General features: G+C 70.2%; 12 protein-coding genes and 5 pseudogenes. 8 read left to right on the top strand and 9 right to left on the bottom strand.

Annotated elements, in window-relative coordinates; all coding sequences use genetic code 11:
- Positions 1–984: an ABC transporter permease gene (locus L2X99_RS04480; RefSeq protein ID WP_236124895.1), complete on the bottom strand. Its 984-nt coding sequence runs from the start codon at positions 982–984 to the stop codon at positions 1–3.
- A 239-nt stretch (positions 985–1,223) separates the two neighbouring features.
- Here L2X99_RS04480 and lepA point away from each other — a divergent pair, with 239 nt between their 5' ends.
- The 3 genes and pseudogenes from lepA to L2X99_RS18140 all read left to right on the top strand — a co-directional run bounded on the left by lepA (position 1,224) and on the right by L2X99_RS18140 (position 3,857).
- Complete coding sequence (gene lepA / locus L2X99_RS04475) at positions 1,224–3,095, top strand: translation elongation factor 4 (protein WP_236135683.1); 1,872 nt, start codon at positions 1,224–1,226, stop codon at positions 3,093–3,095.
- Between the two features lie 28 nt (positions 3,096–3,123).
- Positions 3,124–3,429: pseudogene (locus L2X99_RS18145) on the top strand (alpha/beta fold hydrolase); the annotation flags it as partial.
- A gap of 53 nt (positions 3,430–3,482) precedes the next feature.
- Positions 3,483–3,857 carry an alpha/beta fold hydrolase gene (locus L2X99_RS18140; protein ID WP_329608197.1) on the top strand — a complete coding sequence of 125 codons (375 nt, stop codon included), beginning with the start codon at positions 3,483–3,485 and terminating at the stop codon, positions 3,855–3,857.
- On the opposite strand, the gene L2X99_RS04465 is transcribed toward L2X99_RS18140, so the two are convergent.
- From L2X99_RS04465 to L2X99_RS04455, 3 genes and pseudogenes are all read right to left on the bottom strand, one after another.
- Positions 3,796–4,248 carry an MFS transporter gene (locus tag L2X99_RS04465; RefSeq protein ID WP_236135682.1) on the bottom strand — a complete coding sequence of 151 codons (453 nt, stop codon included), beginning with the start codon at positions 4,246–4,248 and terminating at the stop codon, positions 3,796–3,798. The two genes, L2X99_RS18140 and L2X99_RS04465, sit on opposite strands and share 62 nt — an antisense overlap.
- Before the next feature lie 103 nt (positions 4,249–4,351).
- Positions 4,352–4,870, bottom strand: a pseudogene (locus tag L2X99_RS04460) (MFS transporter); the annotation flags it as partial.
- 170 nt (positions 4,871–5,040) lie between these two features.
- Positions 5,041–6,414, bottom strand: coding sequence for a GH1 family beta-glucosidase (locus tag L2X99_RS04455; protein ID WP_236135681.1), 1,374 nt, complete (start codon positions 6,412–6,414; stop codon positions 5,041–5,043).
- Between the two features lie 248 nt (positions 6,415–6,662).
- Here L2X99_RS04455 and rpsT point away from each other — a divergent pair, with 248 nt between their 5' ends.
- Complete coding sequence (rpsT, locus tag L2X99_RS04450; protein WP_236124898.1) at positions 6,663–6,923, top strand: 30S ribosomal protein S20; 261 nt, start codon at positions 6,663–6,665, stop codon at positions 6,921–6,923.
- A 232-nt stretch (positions 6,924–7,155) separates the two neighbouring features.
- Here the strand turns inward: rpsT and holA are convergent.
- Positions 7,156–8,207: pseudogene (gene holA, locus L2X99_RS04445) on the bottom strand (DNA polymerase III subunit delta).
- Between the two features lie 195 nt (positions 8,208–8,402).
- Between holA and L2X99_RS04440 the strand changes: the two are divergent.
- From L2X99_RS04440 to L2X99_RS04425, 4 genes and pseudogenes are all read left to right on the top strand, one after another.
- Entirely contained in the window at positions 8,403–9,002 is a 600-nt protein-coding gene (locus L2X99_RS04440) for a ComEA family DNA-binding protein (protein WP_236135680.1), read from the top strand.
- Positions 9,003–9,005: 3 nt separating this feature from the next.
- Positions 9,006–11,372 (top strand): ComEC/Rec2 family competence protein, encoded by a 2,367-nt coding sequence (locus L2X99_RS04435; RefSeq protein WP_236135679.1) that lies wholly within the window; start codon positions 9,006–9,008, stop codon positions 11,370–11,372.
- Positions 11,373–11,964, top strand: a pseudogene (gene sigK / locus L2X99_RS04430) (ECF RNA polymerase sigma factor SigK).
- Positions 11,961–12,710 (top strand): anti-sigma factor, encoded by a 750-nt coding sequence (locus L2X99_RS04425; protein WP_236124903.1) that lies wholly within the window; start codon positions 11,961–11,963, stop codon positions 12,708–12,710. Before sigK ends, L2X99_RS04425 begins: the two are co-directional and overlap by 4 nt.
- 10 nt (positions 12,711–12,720) lie before the next feature.
- Here the strand turns inward: L2X99_RS04425 and L2X99_RS04420 are convergent, their stop codons facing one another.
- The 4 genes and pseudogenes from L2X99_RS04420 to L2X99_RS04405 form a co-directional block, all read right to left on the bottom strand.
- Complete coding sequence (locus L2X99_RS04420) at positions 12,721–13,218, bottom strand: hypothetical protein (RefSeq protein ID WP_236124904.1); 498 nt, start codon at positions 13,216–13,218, stop codon at positions 12,721–12,723.
- Between the two features lie 4 nt (positions 13,219–13,222).
- Complete coding sequence (locus L2X99_RS04415; protein ID WP_236124905.1) at positions 13,223–13,633, bottom strand: DUF4383 domain-containing protein; 411 nt, start codon at positions 13,631–13,633, stop codon at positions 13,223–13,225.
- A 101-nt stretch (positions 13,634–13,734) separates the two neighbouring features.
- A pseudogene (leuS, locus tag L2X99_RS04410) lies at positions 13,735–16,268 on the bottom strand (leucine--tRNA ligase).
- A 116-nt stretch (positions 16,269–16,384) separates the two neighbouring features.
- Complete coding sequence (locus L2X99_RS04405) at positions 16,385–17,227, bottom strand: anthranilate synthase component I family protein (protein ID WP_236124906.1); 843 nt, start codon at positions 17,225–17,227, stop codon at positions 16,385–16,387.
- Positions 17,228–17,332 lie beyond the last annotated feature (105 nt).

Here is a 17,332-nt window from a genome sequence, read left to right as displayed (position 1 = left end):
TCAGCTCACCCTCACTCGCGGGTCGAGGACGACGACGGCGATGTCTGCGAGCAGAGCGCCGATCGCGGTCAGAACGGCACCGAACGCGGCCACGGCGACGACGCCGTTGATGTCGTTGCTGTTGATGGTCTGCAGGAAGTAGCGACCCATGCCCTGCCAGGCGAAGATCGTCTCCGTCAGGATTCCGCCGGTGAAGATCGCCGGGATCGTGAACGCCACCTGGGTGGCGACCGGGATCATCGACGTCCGCAGCGCGTGCTTGCGGATCGCCTGCTCCTTGGTGAGGCCCTTCGCCCGCGCCGTGCGGACGTAGTCTGCCTTGATGTTGTCGAGCAGCAGGGAGCGCTGCAGGAAGTGGTACTGCGCGTAGCCGACGATGACCAGCGCGATCGTCGGCAGCGTCACGTGCTGCAGCGTGTCCACGAGAGTGGGGAAGAACCCGGTGACGCCGGGACTGGACGAGCCCGTGACGTAGAACACGCGAACGCCGAGCCACTCGTTGAAGTTGATGGCCAGCAGCACGACCGCGAGGCCCGCCACGATGATGTTGATGTTCATCGTGACGATCGAGGTCGCCTGACCGATGCGGTCGGCGAGCTTGTACTGCCGGGAAGCCGTGTACACACCGATCCAGATGCCGAGCACCGCCGCGATGATCGTCGCGCCGAGCACGAGCTCTGCGCTGACCCACATCCGGTAGGCCACCTGGGCGTTCACCGACTCCCCCGTGGGGCTCACGCCCCAGTCCCAGTGGAACAGGATCCCGCTGAACCAGTTCCACCAGCGCTGCACGAGCGGGATGGTGTCGCTGAGGTTGCGCGGAATGAGGACGTTGTCGATCTGCTCGGGTGTGAGCGGGGGCCGGCGTCCGACGTAATTGCTGCGAGGGTCGAGGAAGCCCCAGGCGAGGAAGTACGTGACGTTGGCCGCGACCGCGATCATGAGCAGCCAGCCAAGAGAGCGGCGCACGAGATACTTGATCAAGGTTGATGATTCTTTCTCTTTACAGGCGCGCACGGGATCGCCGACGCTGCGCTGAGTCGGATAGCTACAAGCATCACCCGACGAACGCCCGCCGCGCAAACGCGGCGTACGTGACTGTTACGGAGTCGTGCCCCGGATGAGACCCGGTGTCACCGGATCGGGGTGGGCAACTTCGCGAGACTATCACCGACTCACCGGAATCGAGCATCCGCTCCCCGCCCACGTAGAATCGAGCGGACATGTCACCACGCGCCCTCACCCCGCACCAGCCGGCCTCCACGCCGCCTGCGCAGATCCGCAACTTCTGCATCATCGCCCACATCGACCACGGCAAGTCGACCCTCGCCGACCGGATGCTGCAGATCACCGGCGTGGTCGCCGAGCGGGACATGCGCGCCCAGTACCTCGACCGCATGGACATCGAGCGCGAGCGCGGCATCACGATCAAGAGCCAGGCCGTGCGCATGCCGTGGGCCCACGACCCTTCGACAGGCTCAGGGACCCAGACGTACGCGCTCAACATGATCGACACCCCCGGTCACGTGGACTTCACGTACGAGGTGTCGCGTTCGCTCGCGGCGTGCGAGGGTGCGATCCTGCTCGTCGACGCCGCGCAGGGCATCGAGGCGCAGACCCTCGCCAATCTCTATCTCGCGCTCGAGAACGATCTCACGATCATCCCGGTGTTGAACAAGATCGACCTGCCGGCCGCCGAGCCGGAGAAGTACGCCAAGGAGCTCGCCGACCTCATCGGCGGCAGCCCGGACGACGTCCTGCGCGTCTCCGGCAAGACCGGCGCCGGTGTAGAGGATCTGCTCGACCGCATCGTCGAGCAGATCCCCGCTCCTGTCGGCCGGGCCGACGCTCCCGCCCGCGCCATGATCTTCGACTCGGTCTACGACGCCTACCGCGGCGTCGTGACCTACGTGCGCATGGTCGACGGCTCGCTGCAGCCCCGCGAGCGCATCCAGATGATGTCGACCGGCGCGAACCACGAGCTCCTCGAGATCGGCGTCTCCAGCCCCGAGCCGATCCCCACCAAGGGCCTCGGCGTCGGCGAAGTGGGCTACCTGATCACCGGCGTGAAGGACGTGCGTCAGTCGAAGGTCGGCGACACCGTGACCACGGCGCGCAAGCCGGCGTCCGACGCCCTGCCCGGCTACACCGATCCGAAGCCGATGGTGTTCTCGGGCATCTACCCGATCGACGGCAGCGACTACGCCGAGCTCCGCGAGGCGCTCGACAAGCTGAAGCTCTCCGACGCGTCGCTGCAGTACGAGCCGGAGACCTCCGTCGCCCTCGGCTTCGGCTTCCGCTGCGGGTTCCTCGGCCTGCTCCACCTCGAGATCATCACCGAGCGGCTCTCCCGCGAGTTCGGCCTCGACCTGATCACCACGGCCCCCAGCGTGATCTACGAGGTGCTCACCAGCGACACCGGTGAGACCGTCACGGTCACCAACCCGAGCGAGTACCCGGACGGGCGTATCGGCGCCGTCACCGAGCCCATGGTGAAGGCCGCGATCCTGCTGCCGAAGGACTACGTCGGCACGGTGATGGAACTCTGCCAGTCCCGCCGCGGTTCGCTGTTGGGCATGGAGTACTTCTCCGAGGAGCGCGTCGAGCTGCGCTACAACATGCCGCTCGGCGAGATCGTGTTCGACTTCTTCGACCAGCTGAAGTCCCGCACCCAGGGCTATGCCTCACTGGACTACGAGCCGAACGGCTCGCAGGAGGCCGACCTGGTCAAGGTGGACATCCTGCTGCAGGGCGAGAAGGTCGACGCCTTCAGCTCGATCGTGCACCGTGACAAGGCCTACGCATACGGCACGATGATGACCGAGCGGCTGCGCAAGCTCATCCCCCGCCAGCAGTTCGAGGTGCCGATCCAGGCGGCGATCGGCGCGCGCATCATCGCCCGCGAGAACATCCGCGCGATCCGCAAGGACGTGCTGGCCAAGTGCTACGGCGGCGACATCACCCGCAAGCGCAAGCTGCTCGAGAAGCAGAAGGAGGGCAAGAAGCGCATGAAGATGGTCGGCCGCGTCGAGGTCCCCCAGGAGGCGTTCATCGCCGCGCTGTCGGGCGACGTCGAGGGCAAGGACAAGAAGTAGCACCCTTCGACAGGCTCAGGGACCCATCATGACGCCACAGGTCGTTCTCGTGCACGGCATCCGCACGTCGGCGACCATGTGGCGCTCGCAGCTGGCATACCTCGACGACCTCGACATCCCCGCCGTCGCCGTCGATCTGCCCGGTCACGGCACGCGCATGGACGAGGACTTCACGCTGCACGAGGCCCTGTCGACGATCGATCACGCCGTGCGGGATGCCGCGTCCCACGGCCCGGTGCTGCTGGTCGGCCATTCGATGGGCGGGCTGCTCTCGCTCGCCTACACCGGCGGTGAGGAGCCGCCCCGGTCACCGCGCTCATCGCCGCGTCCTGTACGGCGCTCCCCCGCGGCACCGCGCTGCAGGCGTACCGGTTGCTGGCCGGAGCGATGGACAGGCTGCCCGGGCGCGGCCAGTGGCTCTCGGAACGCGTGCTGGAGGCGACGATCCCGATCGACACGCGCGCCGACTTCGGAGCCGGCGGCTTCGCGCTCGATGCCCAGGACGTCGCGCTGCGGAGCCTCGCGGGCCTCGACCTCGCGGCTGCGGTGGCGCGCATCCGCATCCCGCTGTGGCTGGTGAACGGCCAGTTCGATCAGCTGCGGATGCACGAGGGGCTGTTCCGGCGGCTCGCCCCGCAGGCCGAGCTGATCATCGTCCCGCGCACCACCCATCTCGTCACCGCGATGCGCCCGCGGGTGTTCAACGCGGTGCTGGGAGTGGCGCTGGCGACGATCGGACACGGCGCACCATCAGCGTCATGAACGCCCCGGCGAGCGACAGCACCGCGGCCGTGGCGAACAGCAGCCAGAATCCGCCGACCAGGGCGACGAGTCCGGCGCCGATCAGCGGCCCGAGCAGCTGACCGAGGTTCGCCGAGACGTTGACGATGCCGAGATCGCGCGCGTGGTCCTCGGGATCGCGCAGCAGGTCGGTGCTGAACGCCAGGCTCACCGCCATGTACGCACCGTACCCCGCGCCCATGATCGCCGCCGCGACTGCCGTCATCAGGAACGTGGGACTCACCAGGATCACGACGCCCGACGCGGCCTGCACGATCGCGGCGACGACGCTCAGACCGCGGCGCCTTCCGGTGCGATCCGAGATCATGCCCGCGACGATCGAGGCGATCACGACGAACACGGTGTAGATCACGATGAGGATGAGCAGGTCGTCCTCTGCCTCCGGCGGACGGCACGCCGATGCCGTACAGCAGGAAGAACAGCAGCAGCGAGGTGCCCAGCGCGTTGCCGACGTTCACCACGAGTCTGCTGATCAGCAGCCACAGGAAGTCGGGGTCGCGCAGCGAGGAGGGACGCGCCTGCGTGCCGACCGGCAGCGCATGCGCGGGATCCGGATCGGGCAGCAGCAGGGCCGCCCCCGCACCGACCACGGCGATGAACCCGGCGAGCACATAGTAGGACTCGGTGACGCCGAGGCCCAGCAGCACGACGGCCCCGACGCCGACCACGATGCCGACGGCCTGCGCGGAGCTCGCCGCCGCGGATGCCGACCCGCGCTGCTCGGTGAGCTGGTCGGCGATCATCGCGGTGAACGCGGCGGATGCCGCGGCCAGGCCGATCGAGACGACGACCCACGCCGCGCCGACCGACCACGGTTCGCGTGCGTAGCCGGTGGCGACGAGCCCGATCGCGGCGACCAGCGAACCGCCGATCGCCCAGGGGCGGCGGCGGCCCCAGCGCGATCGGGTACGGTCGGACAGTCGCCCTGCTGCGGGCGCGGCGATGATGCCGGCCAGGCCGCCGGCCGACAGCACGATGCCGGACCACACCACTCCTGTCACCCAGTGACCGTCGGCGTTACTGGTGTCCAGCTGCAGCGGCAGCAGCAGCTGCAGCGGCGTCAGCTGGACGGTCCAGATCGCCAGCCAGGCGAGAGTGAACAGTGAGAGCCAGCCGGCCCCCACCCTCGTGGCCGCGTTCCCGCTCACCGCTGTGCTCCTGTCCTGACCGGTGCTTCCGTGCCGACCTGCGCGATGAGGTCCCGGTACCAGCCGTACGAGGCCTTCGGCGTGCGTGCCGAGGTCTCCTGATCCACGTGCACGAGGCCGAACCTCTGGGTGAAGCCGTCCGCCCACTCGAAGTTGTCGAGCAGGCTCCAGACCGTGTACTCCTCGACCGGCACGCCCTGTGCGATCGCACCGGCGACGGCACGGACGTGCCCGTCGAGGTAGGCGATCCGCGCCTCGTCGTCGAGCTCGCCGCCTGTGCGATCCGGCTCACGGAACGATGCGCCGTTCTCACCGATGATCACCGGCGGCAGCGCGTCACCGTAGCGCTGCTTCGCGTCGACGAGGAACGCCGTCAGCGCCTGCGGGACGATCGGCCAGAGTTCGCCGAATCCCGTATGCGATGCTCCCGGCGTCGGCACCTGCTCGAACGGGATCGGGGACTCCGGCGCCGCCGTGCGGATGGTCGTGGGGTTGTAGTAGTTCACGCCGTAGAACTCGCACGGCGTCGCGATCGTGTCGAGATCGCCGTCCAGGATCGGCAGCTCCGCCCCGAGCGGTGCGAGATCGGGGTACGTCCCGAGCAGCACCGGCTCCGCGAACATCCGGTTGTGCAGCAGGTCGTAGAGGTACGCCGCCTCGGCGTCCTGCTCCCCCTCCGGGAGCACCAGGGTGTGATCGTTCACGATGCCGACCTGCTCCGCCCCGTGCTCGTGCAGGATGCGTGCGGCCGTGCCATGCGCGAGCAGCTGGTGGTGCACGGCTGGCGGCGCGTCGAACAGCAGCTGACGCCCCGGCGCGAGCTCGCCGATCGCGTACCCCTGCAGCGCGGAGGAGACCGCCTCGTTGACCGTGTACCAGTTCTTCACGCGGTCACCGAGCGTCGTGGCCACCGTCCTCGCGTAGTCCCCGAAGCGGGCGACCGTGTCGCGGTTCAGCCACCCGTTCTCCGCCTCGAGCTCGCTGGGCAGATCCCAGTGGTACAGCGTGGGGAACGGGGTGATCCCGGCATCCAGCAGGGCGTCGACCAGACGGTCGTAGTACGCCAGACCGGCGGGGTTCGCCGGTCCCTTGCCGCCGGGATGCACGCGCGTCCACGAGATCGAGAAGCGGTACCTGTCGACGCCGAGTCCTGCGAGCAGCGCGACATCCTCCGCCGAACGGTGGTAACTGTCCGGCCCGGGTTCCGCCGTCGACCCGTCGCGCACCCGTCCCGGCGTCTCGACGAAGTCGTCCCAGATGGAGCGGCCCTGGCCGTCCGCGCCACGGGCACCCTCGATCTGGAACGCGGCGGTCGCGGCCGACCAGCGGAAGCCGGCCGGAAACGCGGGCGGAGGGGTGTCGGGTCGCATGGTTCTCCTCGACGTCGATGTCGGCGGTATCCCCGTATTCTGCACCCAGTTCCGCTTTCACTGCGACCGAGTTTCGCGCACGCGTGTCGGAGCCGCCTCGCCGCAGCCGCCCGTTTCGCGCGGAAAGGGACAGTGCTGGTAAGCTTGGTGCTTGGCTTGCGTGTGGGTTCTTCCCTCACGACCGCTGTTCGGAACCCCTCTCCTTCCGGCAGCACATCCAACACTCCTTCGAAAGAAAGCACCCGCACGTGGCAAACATCAAGTCGCAGATCAAGCGCAACAAGACCAATCTGAAGGCGCAGGAGCGCAACAAGGCCGTCAAGAGCGAGCTGAAGACCTGGGTCCGCAAGACCCGCGAGGCCGTCGCCGCCGGCGACAAGGAGGCCGCTGAGGCCGCCCTCGCCACCGCATCCGTCAAGCTCGACAAGGCCGTCAGCAAGGGCGTCGTGCACAAGAACCAGGCGAAGAACCGCAAGTCGGCCATCGCCCAGCAGGTCTCCGCTCTCTGAGCCCTTCGACAAGCTCAGGGACCCAGGTCCCTTGAGAAGGCCCGCCTCCCCTCGGGGATGGCGGGCCTTCTTCGCTTTCCCGGTCGCGATCGACTTCGGTCGTTGAGCGAGCGATGGCGAGACGAAACGTCGAGATCTGTCTGGCGGACGCAACCCGTTTCGTCTCGCTCCTCCGTCGCTCGCTCAACGACCCGGGAAGCTCAACGACCGGGAACTCAACGAACCGGGAAGCTCAACGACCGGCGGGTTCGCCGAAGGGCTCCCGGGTCGCGACCACGGCGACCATGCGCTCCAGGGCGAACACCGGATCGCGCGACGCACCCTTGACCTCGGCATCGGCGCGGGCGGCGGCCTGGATGGCCATGCCGAGCGAGCGCTCGTTCCAGCCCGTGAGGTCGCGGCGGGCACGATCGATCTGCCAGTCCTTCATCCCCAGGCTCGACGCCAGTTCGCGACTGGAGCCACGGAGACCGGCGACCTTGGCCATCGTGCGCAGCTTCATCGCGAAGGCAGCGACCATGGGCACCGGGTCGGCGCCGGATGCGAGCGCATGCCGCAGTGCGATCAGCGCCTCGCCGTAGCGCCCGGCGATCGCGGTGTCGGCGACCACGAAGGCCGAGACCTCGACGCGTCCGCCGTAGTACCGGGTCACGACCTCGTCGGTGACGTCTCCCTCGACGTCGCCGATCAGCTGCTGGCAGGCGGCCGCGAGCTCGGTGAGGTCGTCGGCGAACGCCGAGACCAGGGCGCGCAGCGCCGTCGGGGCGATGCGCTTCCCCGCCGCGCGGAACTCCCGCGCGGCGAAATCCACACGGTCGCCGTCGCGCTTGACCGCGGGGCACGCGATCTCGATGCCGTCGCCGGTGCCAGCGCGGACCGCGTCGAGCAGCTTCTTCCCCGGACGGTGGCGCCGGTGTGCCGCAGCAGCACGGTCGCGCCCTCCTGCGGGTTCCCCAGGTACGAGACGGCCTCCTGGATGAACGCATCGGAGGCCTTCTCGACTCCGGCCACGCGAACCAGGCGGGGCTCGCCGAACAGCGACGGCGAGGTCAGCGAGAGCAGTGTGCCCGGTGCGTAGTCGTCGGCGCGGACGTCACTGACCTCGAGCGCCGGATCCTCGGCACGAAGGTAGTCGCGCACACCCGCGATCGCGCGTTCGGCGCAGATCTCCTCGGGACCGGAGATCAGCACGATCGGAGCGGGCCGCGGCTCGCGCCAGGACACCTGAGGGATCTTCGGGGCCTTCGCCGCTCCCCCGCGCGCGGATGATCGAGGAGCTGCCATGCCGTCCAGCCTACCGGCGGGCGGGGACATGGCCCGGTCGCGCAGCGGGCGAAGCCCTGCCGCCTCGAGCCACTCCACCGCCGGCTCACGGGAAAGCCGGGCATTCGCGCTCCACAGCCGGCGGCATCGAACGAGCTCTCCCGAGTCGCGGGATGCGGCGGGTGCCCGCATCCGCGCGCGTCTTAGCGTTGCGGAGTGCCCTCCCCGGATGCCTCAGATCCCGTCCCGGCGCGCAGACGACTGCGGCTGAGCATCGGGGCGGCCGTCGCGCTGGGGCTGATCGTGCTCTCCGCGGCGGTCGGCTGGGGAATCCTGCGCGGCCAGGCGTCGCCCGCGGCCGTCGTGCCGATCGAGGACGATGCGCAGACGGCGGCACCCACCGGACTGTATGTGCACGTGCTCGGCGAGGTCGGAAGTCCGGGTCTGTACGTGCTGAAGACGGATGCCCGGCTCGTGGACGCCCTCGCGGCGGCCGGAGGCACGACCGACGCCGCCGACCTCAGCGCGGTCAATCTGGCGCGGCCGCTCAGCGACGGCGAGCAGGTGATCGTCCCCGCGCAGGGCGCGCCGGACACCGGTGGCGGTGCACCGGAGGCGTCGGACGGCCTGGTGGATCTGAACAGCGCGGACCAGACCGCTCTGGAGACGCTGCCGCGGATCGGGCCGGCGCTCGCGCAGCGCATCATCTCCTGGCGCGACGACAACGGCCGGTTCCGCTCGGTCGACGATCTGCTCGCCGTGCCGGGGATCGGCGAGAAACTCCTCGCGGGCCTGCGCGACCTGGTACGGGTGTGAGCGGTGAAAGACCTGCGCAGCGCGCTTCTCGCGGCATCCGTCTGGGCGATCGCCCTGATCGCCGTGCTGCTGCCCGGCGCACCCGTCCTCCTCGTCGCAGGCGCCGTGCTGGCCGCTGCCGTCTGGCTGTTCGGCCCGGGGCGGCGCCGCCGCGGTTCCGGCCTCGTCGTGCTGAGCCTGCTCTGCGGCGCCGCCGTGGCGCTGTCCGTGGCGTCGGCGCTTCCCGCGCGCGACCGCGCCGCGGAGCTCGGCGGGCGGGCGGTGGAGGTCACCGCCGAGGTGTCCTCGTCGGCGTCCGTCGGATCGGACGGCCGGCTGTGGCTGGACGCGCGCACGGTCCGGCTCGGCCCGCCGGGGCACGGTGATCAGCTCGCGGTGCCGGTGCGGATCGGGATCGACCCGCAGGAGGGCGTGGATCTCGGCGCCGAGCTCACCGTCACCGGACAGGCCAAGGCGACGGATGCCGGTGAGCGCGCGGCGCTGGTCGTGTTCGCGACAGCCGGGAAGGTGAGCCGGCCGGCATCCGGTGTCTTCGGCGTGGCCGCACAGACCAGGGCGGAGTTCATCACCAGGGCGATCCGGCTGCCCGAACCCGGTGCGGGCCTGCTGCCAGGGCTGGCGGTCGGCGACACCCGCGCCGTGAGCGAGGAGCTGAACGCCGCCATGCTCGCGTCCGGGCTCTCGCACCTCACCGCCGTGAGCGGAGCGAACTGCGCGATCGTCGTGGCCGCGGTGTTCTGGATCGTCGCACTCTGCGGCGGCGGACGGCGCACCCGAGTGCTGGTGTCGCTCGCGGCTCTGGGCGCATTCGTGGTGCTGGTCACCCCGGAGCCGAGCGTCGTGCGCGCCGCGGTGATGGCGGCGCTCGCGATGCTCTCAGTGCTGCTGGGGCGGCCCAGTGCGGGCATGGCGATGCTCTCGGTCGCGATCACCGGCATCCTGCTCACCGATCCCTGGCTCGCGACATCGCCGGGGTTCGCCCTGTCCGCGGCGGCCACCGCAGCCCTGCTGCTGCTGGCCCGTCCGCTCAGCACGGGGCTGGCGCGCTGGATGCCCGAGCAGGTCGCACTCGCTCTCGCCGTGCCGCTGGCCGCACAGCTGGTCTGCGGCCCCATCGTGGCGCTGTTCTCGGAGCAGCAGTCGATCGTCGGCGTCGTCGCCAACCTCATCGCCGAGCCCGCGGCTCCGATCGCCACCGTGATCGGACTGCTCGCCTGCCTGACCGCAGCGGTGCCGCCGCTGGCGGATCTGCTCGCCGCGACGGCCTGGCTCCCGTCGAGCTGGATCGCGACGACGGCGACCGTGACCAGCGATCTGCCCGGAGCCGTGCTCCCCGTCGTCGCCGGTGCCCCGACAGCCGCGGTGATCGCAGGGATCAGTGCCGCGATCGCCGTCGTACTGGCTCGGGTCGGCCCGCCGCGCGTGCGGACGCTCGCCGGCCTCGTACTCGCCGTCGCGCTCGCACTGGGCGGCGCGCGGGTGCTGCTGGGCGGTCCGCTGGCCACACTGACCGCCCCGGAGGACTGGTCCATCGCCGCCTGCGACGTGGGACAGGGCGATGCCCTGCTCGTGCGCTCCGAGGGCCGGGTCGCCCTCATCGACACCGGACCGGACCCGGACGCGCTCTCCGGCTGTCTTCGGCAGCTCGGCATCGCGCACATCGACCTGCTCGTGCTCACGCACTTCGACCAGGACCATGTCGGAGGCCTGGAAGCCGTCCGCGGCCGCACCGACGCCGTCCTGCACGGTCCGCCCTCCGATGCGAAGGACGAGAGGCTGCTGCGCGACGCCGCATCCGCAGGCGCCCGTCTCGTCCCCTCGTCCGCAGGCGGGCACGGCGATCTCGGCGCCGCGCAGTGGCAGGTGCTGTGGCCTCCGCCGGATTCGGCCGCGTTCGCCTCCGGCAACGACGCGAGCGTCGTCGTCGAGTTCGCGGGCGGCGGCGTGCCGCGGTCGCTGTTCCTCGGCGACCTGTCCGCCGTTCCGCAGCGGATCCTGGCCGCGAGCGGTCGTGCACGGGGCGCCTACGCCGTCGTGAAGGTCGCTCATCACGGCAGCCGGGATCAGGATCCGGGTCTGTACGCACAGCTGCAGCCGCGGATCGCGCTGATCAGCGTCGGCGAGGGCAACGACTACGGCCACCCGCGTGACGAGACGCTCGCGTTCCTGAGCGCGCTGAACGCGCACATCCTGCGCACCGACCAGGACGGACGCATCCTGCTGGGCATGCGCGACGGCGGGATCGCGGTGTGGACGGAGCACGACGCGGAACCGGCACCGTCCGATGCCGCGCCCGGACAGCTCTCGCTCGGGCGACCGATCGCGGACGCGGCGTACGGCGCCGGCGACGGAGTGCGGCATGCTGGGTGAATGGTGATCGACGGATTCGACGTGCCCGAGGGCGAAGACGAACCCGTCGACGCCGTCGGCGCCCTCATCCGACGTGTGGCGGAGGGCGACCGCGACGCCTTCACCGACCTCTACGAGACACTCTCGCCGCGGGCCTTCGGTCTCATCCTGCGCGTGCTGGTCGACCGCGCCCAGAGCGAGGAGGTGCTGCAGGACGTCTTCCTCGAGGTGTGGCAATCCGCTGCGCGTTTCGCACCGAACAAGGGGCAGGGACGTTCCTGGCTGCTGACCATCGCGCACCGTCGGGCGATCGACCGGGTGCGATCGTCTCAGGCGAGCACCGACCGCGACGTGCGAGCGGGGCTCAGGGACATCGCCGTCGGCACCGGAGCCGGTGGCCGAGCACGTCGAGCTGCAGCTCGAATCGGACCGCGTCGCCGGCGCGCTGCGGCAGCTCCCCGACGCTCAGCGGGAGGCGATCGTCCTGTCCTACTACGGAGGGTATTCGCAGCGCGAGATCGCCGCACTGACGGGAACACCGATCGGAACGGTGAAGACCCGGATGCGTGATGGCCTGACGCGGCTGCGCACGGAGATGGGGGTGGCACGGTGAACCAGGAGGAGTTCGCTCAGCTCGCAGCAGGGGACGCACTCGGCGCCCTGAGCGACGAGGACCGTGTCGTCTACCACCGCGCGCTCGCGGACCACCCCGAATGGGAGGGTCTCGCTCAGCAGGACGTCGACACGGCGGCGAGCCTCGCCGAGCTCGCTCCGGAGGTGGCGCCGCCGCCGGGACTGCTCGGCACCATCCTCGCCCGCATCGACGAGGCACCCGGTGACACGCCCGAAGACACGCCGGTCGCGCACCCCGGCGAGGGGACGCCGGCGCCGGATCGCCGCAGTCGTCTCCGGCGCCGCTGGTTCGCCCTCGCCGCCTCGCTGGTGCTGCTGATCGCCGTCGGCGCGGGAACGGTGCTCGTCGTGCAGCAGGCCACGCGCCCCGCCGCCACGATCGCACTGGAGCGCATCGAGGCGGCACCCGACGCACAGCAGGCGAGCGCGGAGGTGCAGGGCGGCGACTCCGCCACGCTGCACTGGTCGCCCTCGGTCGGCAAGGCGGTGCTCGTCACAGGCGCACTGCCGGCGCTCGAGGACGATCAGACCTTCGAGCTCTGGTACGTGCGCGGCACGACGCCGATCGCAGCCGGCACCTTCGACGCGACCGGGACGGCGACCTCCGCCGTGCTGGATCCGGGCATGGAACCGGGCGATGTGATCGCGGTCACCGTGGAGCAGAGCGGTGGGTCGGCGGACGGCGTGCCCACCACCGCACCGATCCTCACGATCTCGACCGGCTGAGCCCGGCGGTTCAGTGGCCGGAGTGGATGCCCTGTCCGCCACCCGGCAGCTCACCGACGTGCGCAGGAGCATCCGTGGTGGAGAGCGCAGGCGTCACCACAGCGGCGACCAGCACCGCGCCCGCGACCATCGCCAGTGCGGCCGACCACGGCCGAGGAGGCGGAGTCCCGCGTGTTCTGCGATTCGCACTCAGCGCGATCGCGGACACCGCCAGCACCAGCGACGCCGCCACCGCGACCGGAGAGCAGCCCACCGCGATGGCGACGGGAGCGAGGAGGACCCCCGCCAGAGCACCGACGGCAGCCGTGCGGGGCACCACAGGGCGCCCCGCACGGATGCTCGCCGTCCCCCAGGCGAGCTCCCCCGCTCCCAGAGCCAGAAGGGCGACCATCGTGACGACGGCCGCGTTCCCGGCTCCCCCGAGCCCGGCTCCCGCGCCGAGTGCCAGGTGCACGAGACCGCTTCCCCAGGCGAACAGCGCGGACCACAGACGGGTCAGCGTCCGCATCCGATCATCCCAGGGCGACGCGCGGAGACTCCCGCTCGGCGCCCAGGCCGACCGCCAGCAGCAGGAGTGCGCTGGCGAGGTGCAGGAAGTGGTCGAAGGTGTTCAGCGCGAGGATGTTCGCGGCAGTGCCCACCAGGAAGAACCCGGCGATGCCGAGCAGCAGGTAGGCGGCTCCCACGACGACGTTGGTCGCCTTCGCGGCCTTCGTCGAGACCAGGCCGGCGATCACCAGAGCGGCGCCGATGAGCAGGTGGGCCACGTTGTGCAGCGGGTTCACCATGAAGATGCCCAGCAGCAGGCCGCCCTCGGTGGCGAGGAACGACACACCGCCGGTGACGGCGAAGCCGAGCAGGCCGACGACGACGTAGACGGCGCCGAAGATGACGGCGATGAGGCGATTCGGGGACGTGCGCATGACATTCTCCTTCTCCTGCGACGGTTGCCGCTCACTGAGTGTTCGGAGCCGTCGCAGGATCGGATGCCGCCGATCCGCGGCGCGGAGAATGCCTGGGCGGGTCAGCCCTTGACGGCGAAGTTGACGATCCTGGGAGCGCGCACGATCACGCGCACGATCTCCTTGCCCTCGAGCGCACGCTGCACCTTCTCATCGGCGCGCGCGGAGGCCTCCAGGTCGGCCTCGGAGATGTCGGCGGGCACGTCGAGAGTGGCGCGGACCTTGCCGTTGACCTGCACGGCGGTGGTGACGGTGTCCTCGACCAGCAGCGCGGGGTCGGCGTCGGGCCATGCCACCGCGCTCAGCGACGGTTCGTGGCCCAGACGCGACCACAGCTCCTCCGCGGTGTGCGGGGCGATGGGCTCGAGCAGCAGCGCGACGGTCTCGGCGGCCTCGCGCACGGCGGGATCGCCGGCACCGGCGCCCGCGTCGATCGTCTTGCGGATGCCGTTCACCAGCTCCATCAGACGCGCGACCAGCACGTTGAACTTGGTCTGCTCGAGCAGCCCGGGGGCATCGGCGAGCAGGCGGTGGGTGATGCGACGCAGCGTGATGTCGCCGGCCGCGGCATCCGCACCGACCGGGCTCGAGGTCTCGTCGCCGGTGCGCAGCGCGCGGGCGAGGAACTTGTGCGCGCCCGAGAGCGAGACGCCGTTCCACTCCTTGTCGTCCTCCACCGGGCCCGCGAACGCCAGCGCCAGGCGCAGCGAGTCCGCTCCGTATTGGGCCAGCAGGTCGGAGAGCTCGACGAGGTTGCCCTTGCTCTTCGACATCTTCGAGCCGTCCATCAGCACCATGCCCTGATTGACCAGGTTCGAGAACGGCTCCTCGAAGTCGATCAGCCCCAGGTCGAAGAACACCTTGGTGATGAAGCGCGCGTACAGCAGGTGCAGGATGGCGTGCTCGACGCCGCCGAAATAGCCGTCCACCGGCGCCCACCGCTTCGCCTGCTCGGGGTCGAACGCGAACCGGTCGCTGTTCGGCGACAGGAAGCGCAGGAAGTACCACGAGCTGTCCACGAAGGTGTCCATTGTGTCGGGGTCGCGCAGCGCAGGCTCACCGGATGCCGGGTCGACGGTGCGCACCCACTCGGCCGCGGCGCCCAGCGGCGAGCTGCCCTTGGGCTTGAGGTCGAGGCCCAGGGCGTTCGGCAGCCTCACCGGCAGCCGGTCCTCGGGCACCGGGACGACCGACTCGTCCTGCAGGTGCAGCATCGGGATGGGCGTGCCCCAGAAGCGCTGACGCGAGATCAGCCAGTCGCGCAGGCGGTAGTTCTTGGCGGCGCGGCCGGTGCCGGCCTGCTCCATGTGCGCGATCGTGCGGGCGATCGCCTCAGCCTTGTCCACCCCGTCGAGCTCACCGGAGTTCACCAGCCTGCCGTTGCCGACCAGGGCGACGCCGGTCGCCGACGGGTCGAGCTCGGCCAGGTCGCCGCCCTCGTTCGCACCCCCTCGACGGTGGTGTCGACGACGATCTTCACCGGCAGATCGAAGGCGCGGGCGAAGTCCAGGTCGCGCTGGTCGTGTGCGGGCACCGCCATGACCGCGCCGTGACCGTAGTCGGCCAGCACGTAGTCGGCCGCCCAGATCGGCAGCCTCTCGCCGTTCACCGGATTGATCGCGAACCGCTCCAGGAAGACACCGGTCTTCGGGCGGTCGGTGGACTGCCGCTCGATGTCGGATTCCTTCTGCGTCTTCTCCAGGTAGTCCTGGAAGCGCATCCGCACCTCGGCGGACGCACCCGCCGCCAGCTCGGCCGCCAGATCGGCGTCCGGTGCCACGACGAAGAACGTCGCGCCGTGCAGGGTGTCCGGCCGGGTCGAGAACACCGTGACGGGCTCATCGCGACCCTCGATGCGGAAGTCGACGTCGGCACCGTGCGATCGGCCGATCCAGTTGCGCTGCATCTGCAGCACCTTGTGCGGCCAGTGCCCCTCGAGGGTGTCCAGGTCGTCCAGCAGCCGGTCGGCGTAGTCGGTGATCTTGAAGTACCACTGCGTGAGCTTCTTCTTCACGACCTCGGCGCCGCACCGCTCGCAGCGGCCGTCGACGACCTGCTCGTTGGCCAGCACGGTCTGGTCGTTCGGGCACCAGTTCACCGCGCTCTTCTTGCGGTACGCCAGGCCGCGCTCGTACAGCTTCAGGAACAGCCACTGGTTCCAGCGGTAGTACTCCGGGTCGGAGGTGTGCAGCACGCGCGTCCAGTCGTACGACATGCCGTAGCCGCGGAAGCCGGCCTTGTGCTGCTCGATGTTCTTGTAGGTCCACTCGCGCGGGTCCGCACCGCGCTTGATCGCCGCGTTCTCCGCGGGCAGGCCGAACGAGTCCCAGCCGATCGGGTTCAGCACGTTCTGCCCGCGGTGCCGCCAGTAGCGGGCGACGATGTCGGGGTACAGGTAGTTGATCGCGTGCCCCATGTGCAGGTCGCCCGACGGGTACGGGAACATCCCGAGGATGTACTTCCGCGGCCGCTCGTCCTCGTCGCCGCCGGCCCGGAACGTGTCGTTCTCGGCCCAGTACCGCTGCCACTTGTCCTGGATGGCGTGCGCGGACAGCGGCTCTGCGGTTTCGATGGTGTCGGTCGGGTGCTCGGACAAGGGGACGGCCAATCTGACGGATGCGGGACTCTGCGTACTACAGCGAGTGGCTGGTGAGGACGGAAGTTCCAGGATATCGCGCGTTTCGTCTCTGCGTTTCGACTCGCTCCGCTCGCTCAGCGACCGGCGGTGGCCCACTCCTCCGGGAGCGCGGCGCCGAGGGCCGCGAGCGGCGCGCGCGCCTTGGTCGCGACCTCGGCGGCCTCCTCCCCCGCGTCCGAGAGCCACGTGATGCCGCCGCCGGCGCCCACGTGAGCGGTCTCCCCCTCGATCAGGATGCTGCGGATCACCATCGCCAGATCCACGGATCCGTCCAGGCCGACGTATCCGAAGCATCCGGAGTACACGCCGCGCGGGGCGCGCTCCAGTCTGTGCAGGATCGTCATCGCGGAGAGCTTGGGTGCGCCGGTCATGCTGCCCGCGGGAAAGGCCGCCTCGCTGAGCTCGTCGACCGTGATGCCGCGGCGCAGGCGCGCACTGACCGTGCTCACCAGCTGATGCACGGCCGGATACGACTCCACGTGCCAGAGCCGCTCCACCTCGATGGTGCCCGGAACCCCGACGTGCGAGAGATCGTTGCGCATGAGGTCGACGATCATCACGTTCTCGGCGCGCTCCTTCTCGCTCGCGCGCAGCTCCGCCGCCAGCGCGGCGTCCTGCTCGAGTGTCGCTCCCCGCGGCCTGGTGCCCTTGATGGGACTGGTGCGCACGACGCCGTCGCGCACCTCGAGGAACTGCTCCGGGCTCGCACTGAGAAGGTGCGTGTCCCCGATGCGCAGGTACCCGCCGTGGTGCGCGGGCGTCGCCGCGCGAAGGCGCCGGTACACCCGGAACGGGTCGTCGGGGGCATCCGTGCTGAAGCGCGTCGTGAGGCACAGCAGGTACGCGTCGCCGGCGCGGATGGCGTCGCGGCAGCGCTCCACGAGTGCGACGTACTCGTCCACCGTGTGTCGGCCCACGGCGACGGATGCCGGTGGCGGAGAGACGTCCTCGAGGGGGACGCCGCGGCGAGGAGTCCTCCGGCGGTGCGATGCCAGGCGTCCAGGTCGTCCGCGGGCGCCATC

This window comes from Microbacterium sp. KUDC0406 (assembly GCF_021582875.1).
Classification (GTDB): domain Bacteria; phylum Actinomycetota; class Actinomycetes; order Actinomycetales; family Microbacteriaceae; genus Microbacterium.
The sequence above is the reverse complement of the archived record's forward strand: the minus strand, read 5'-3'. Positions and strand labels throughout refer to the sequence as shown.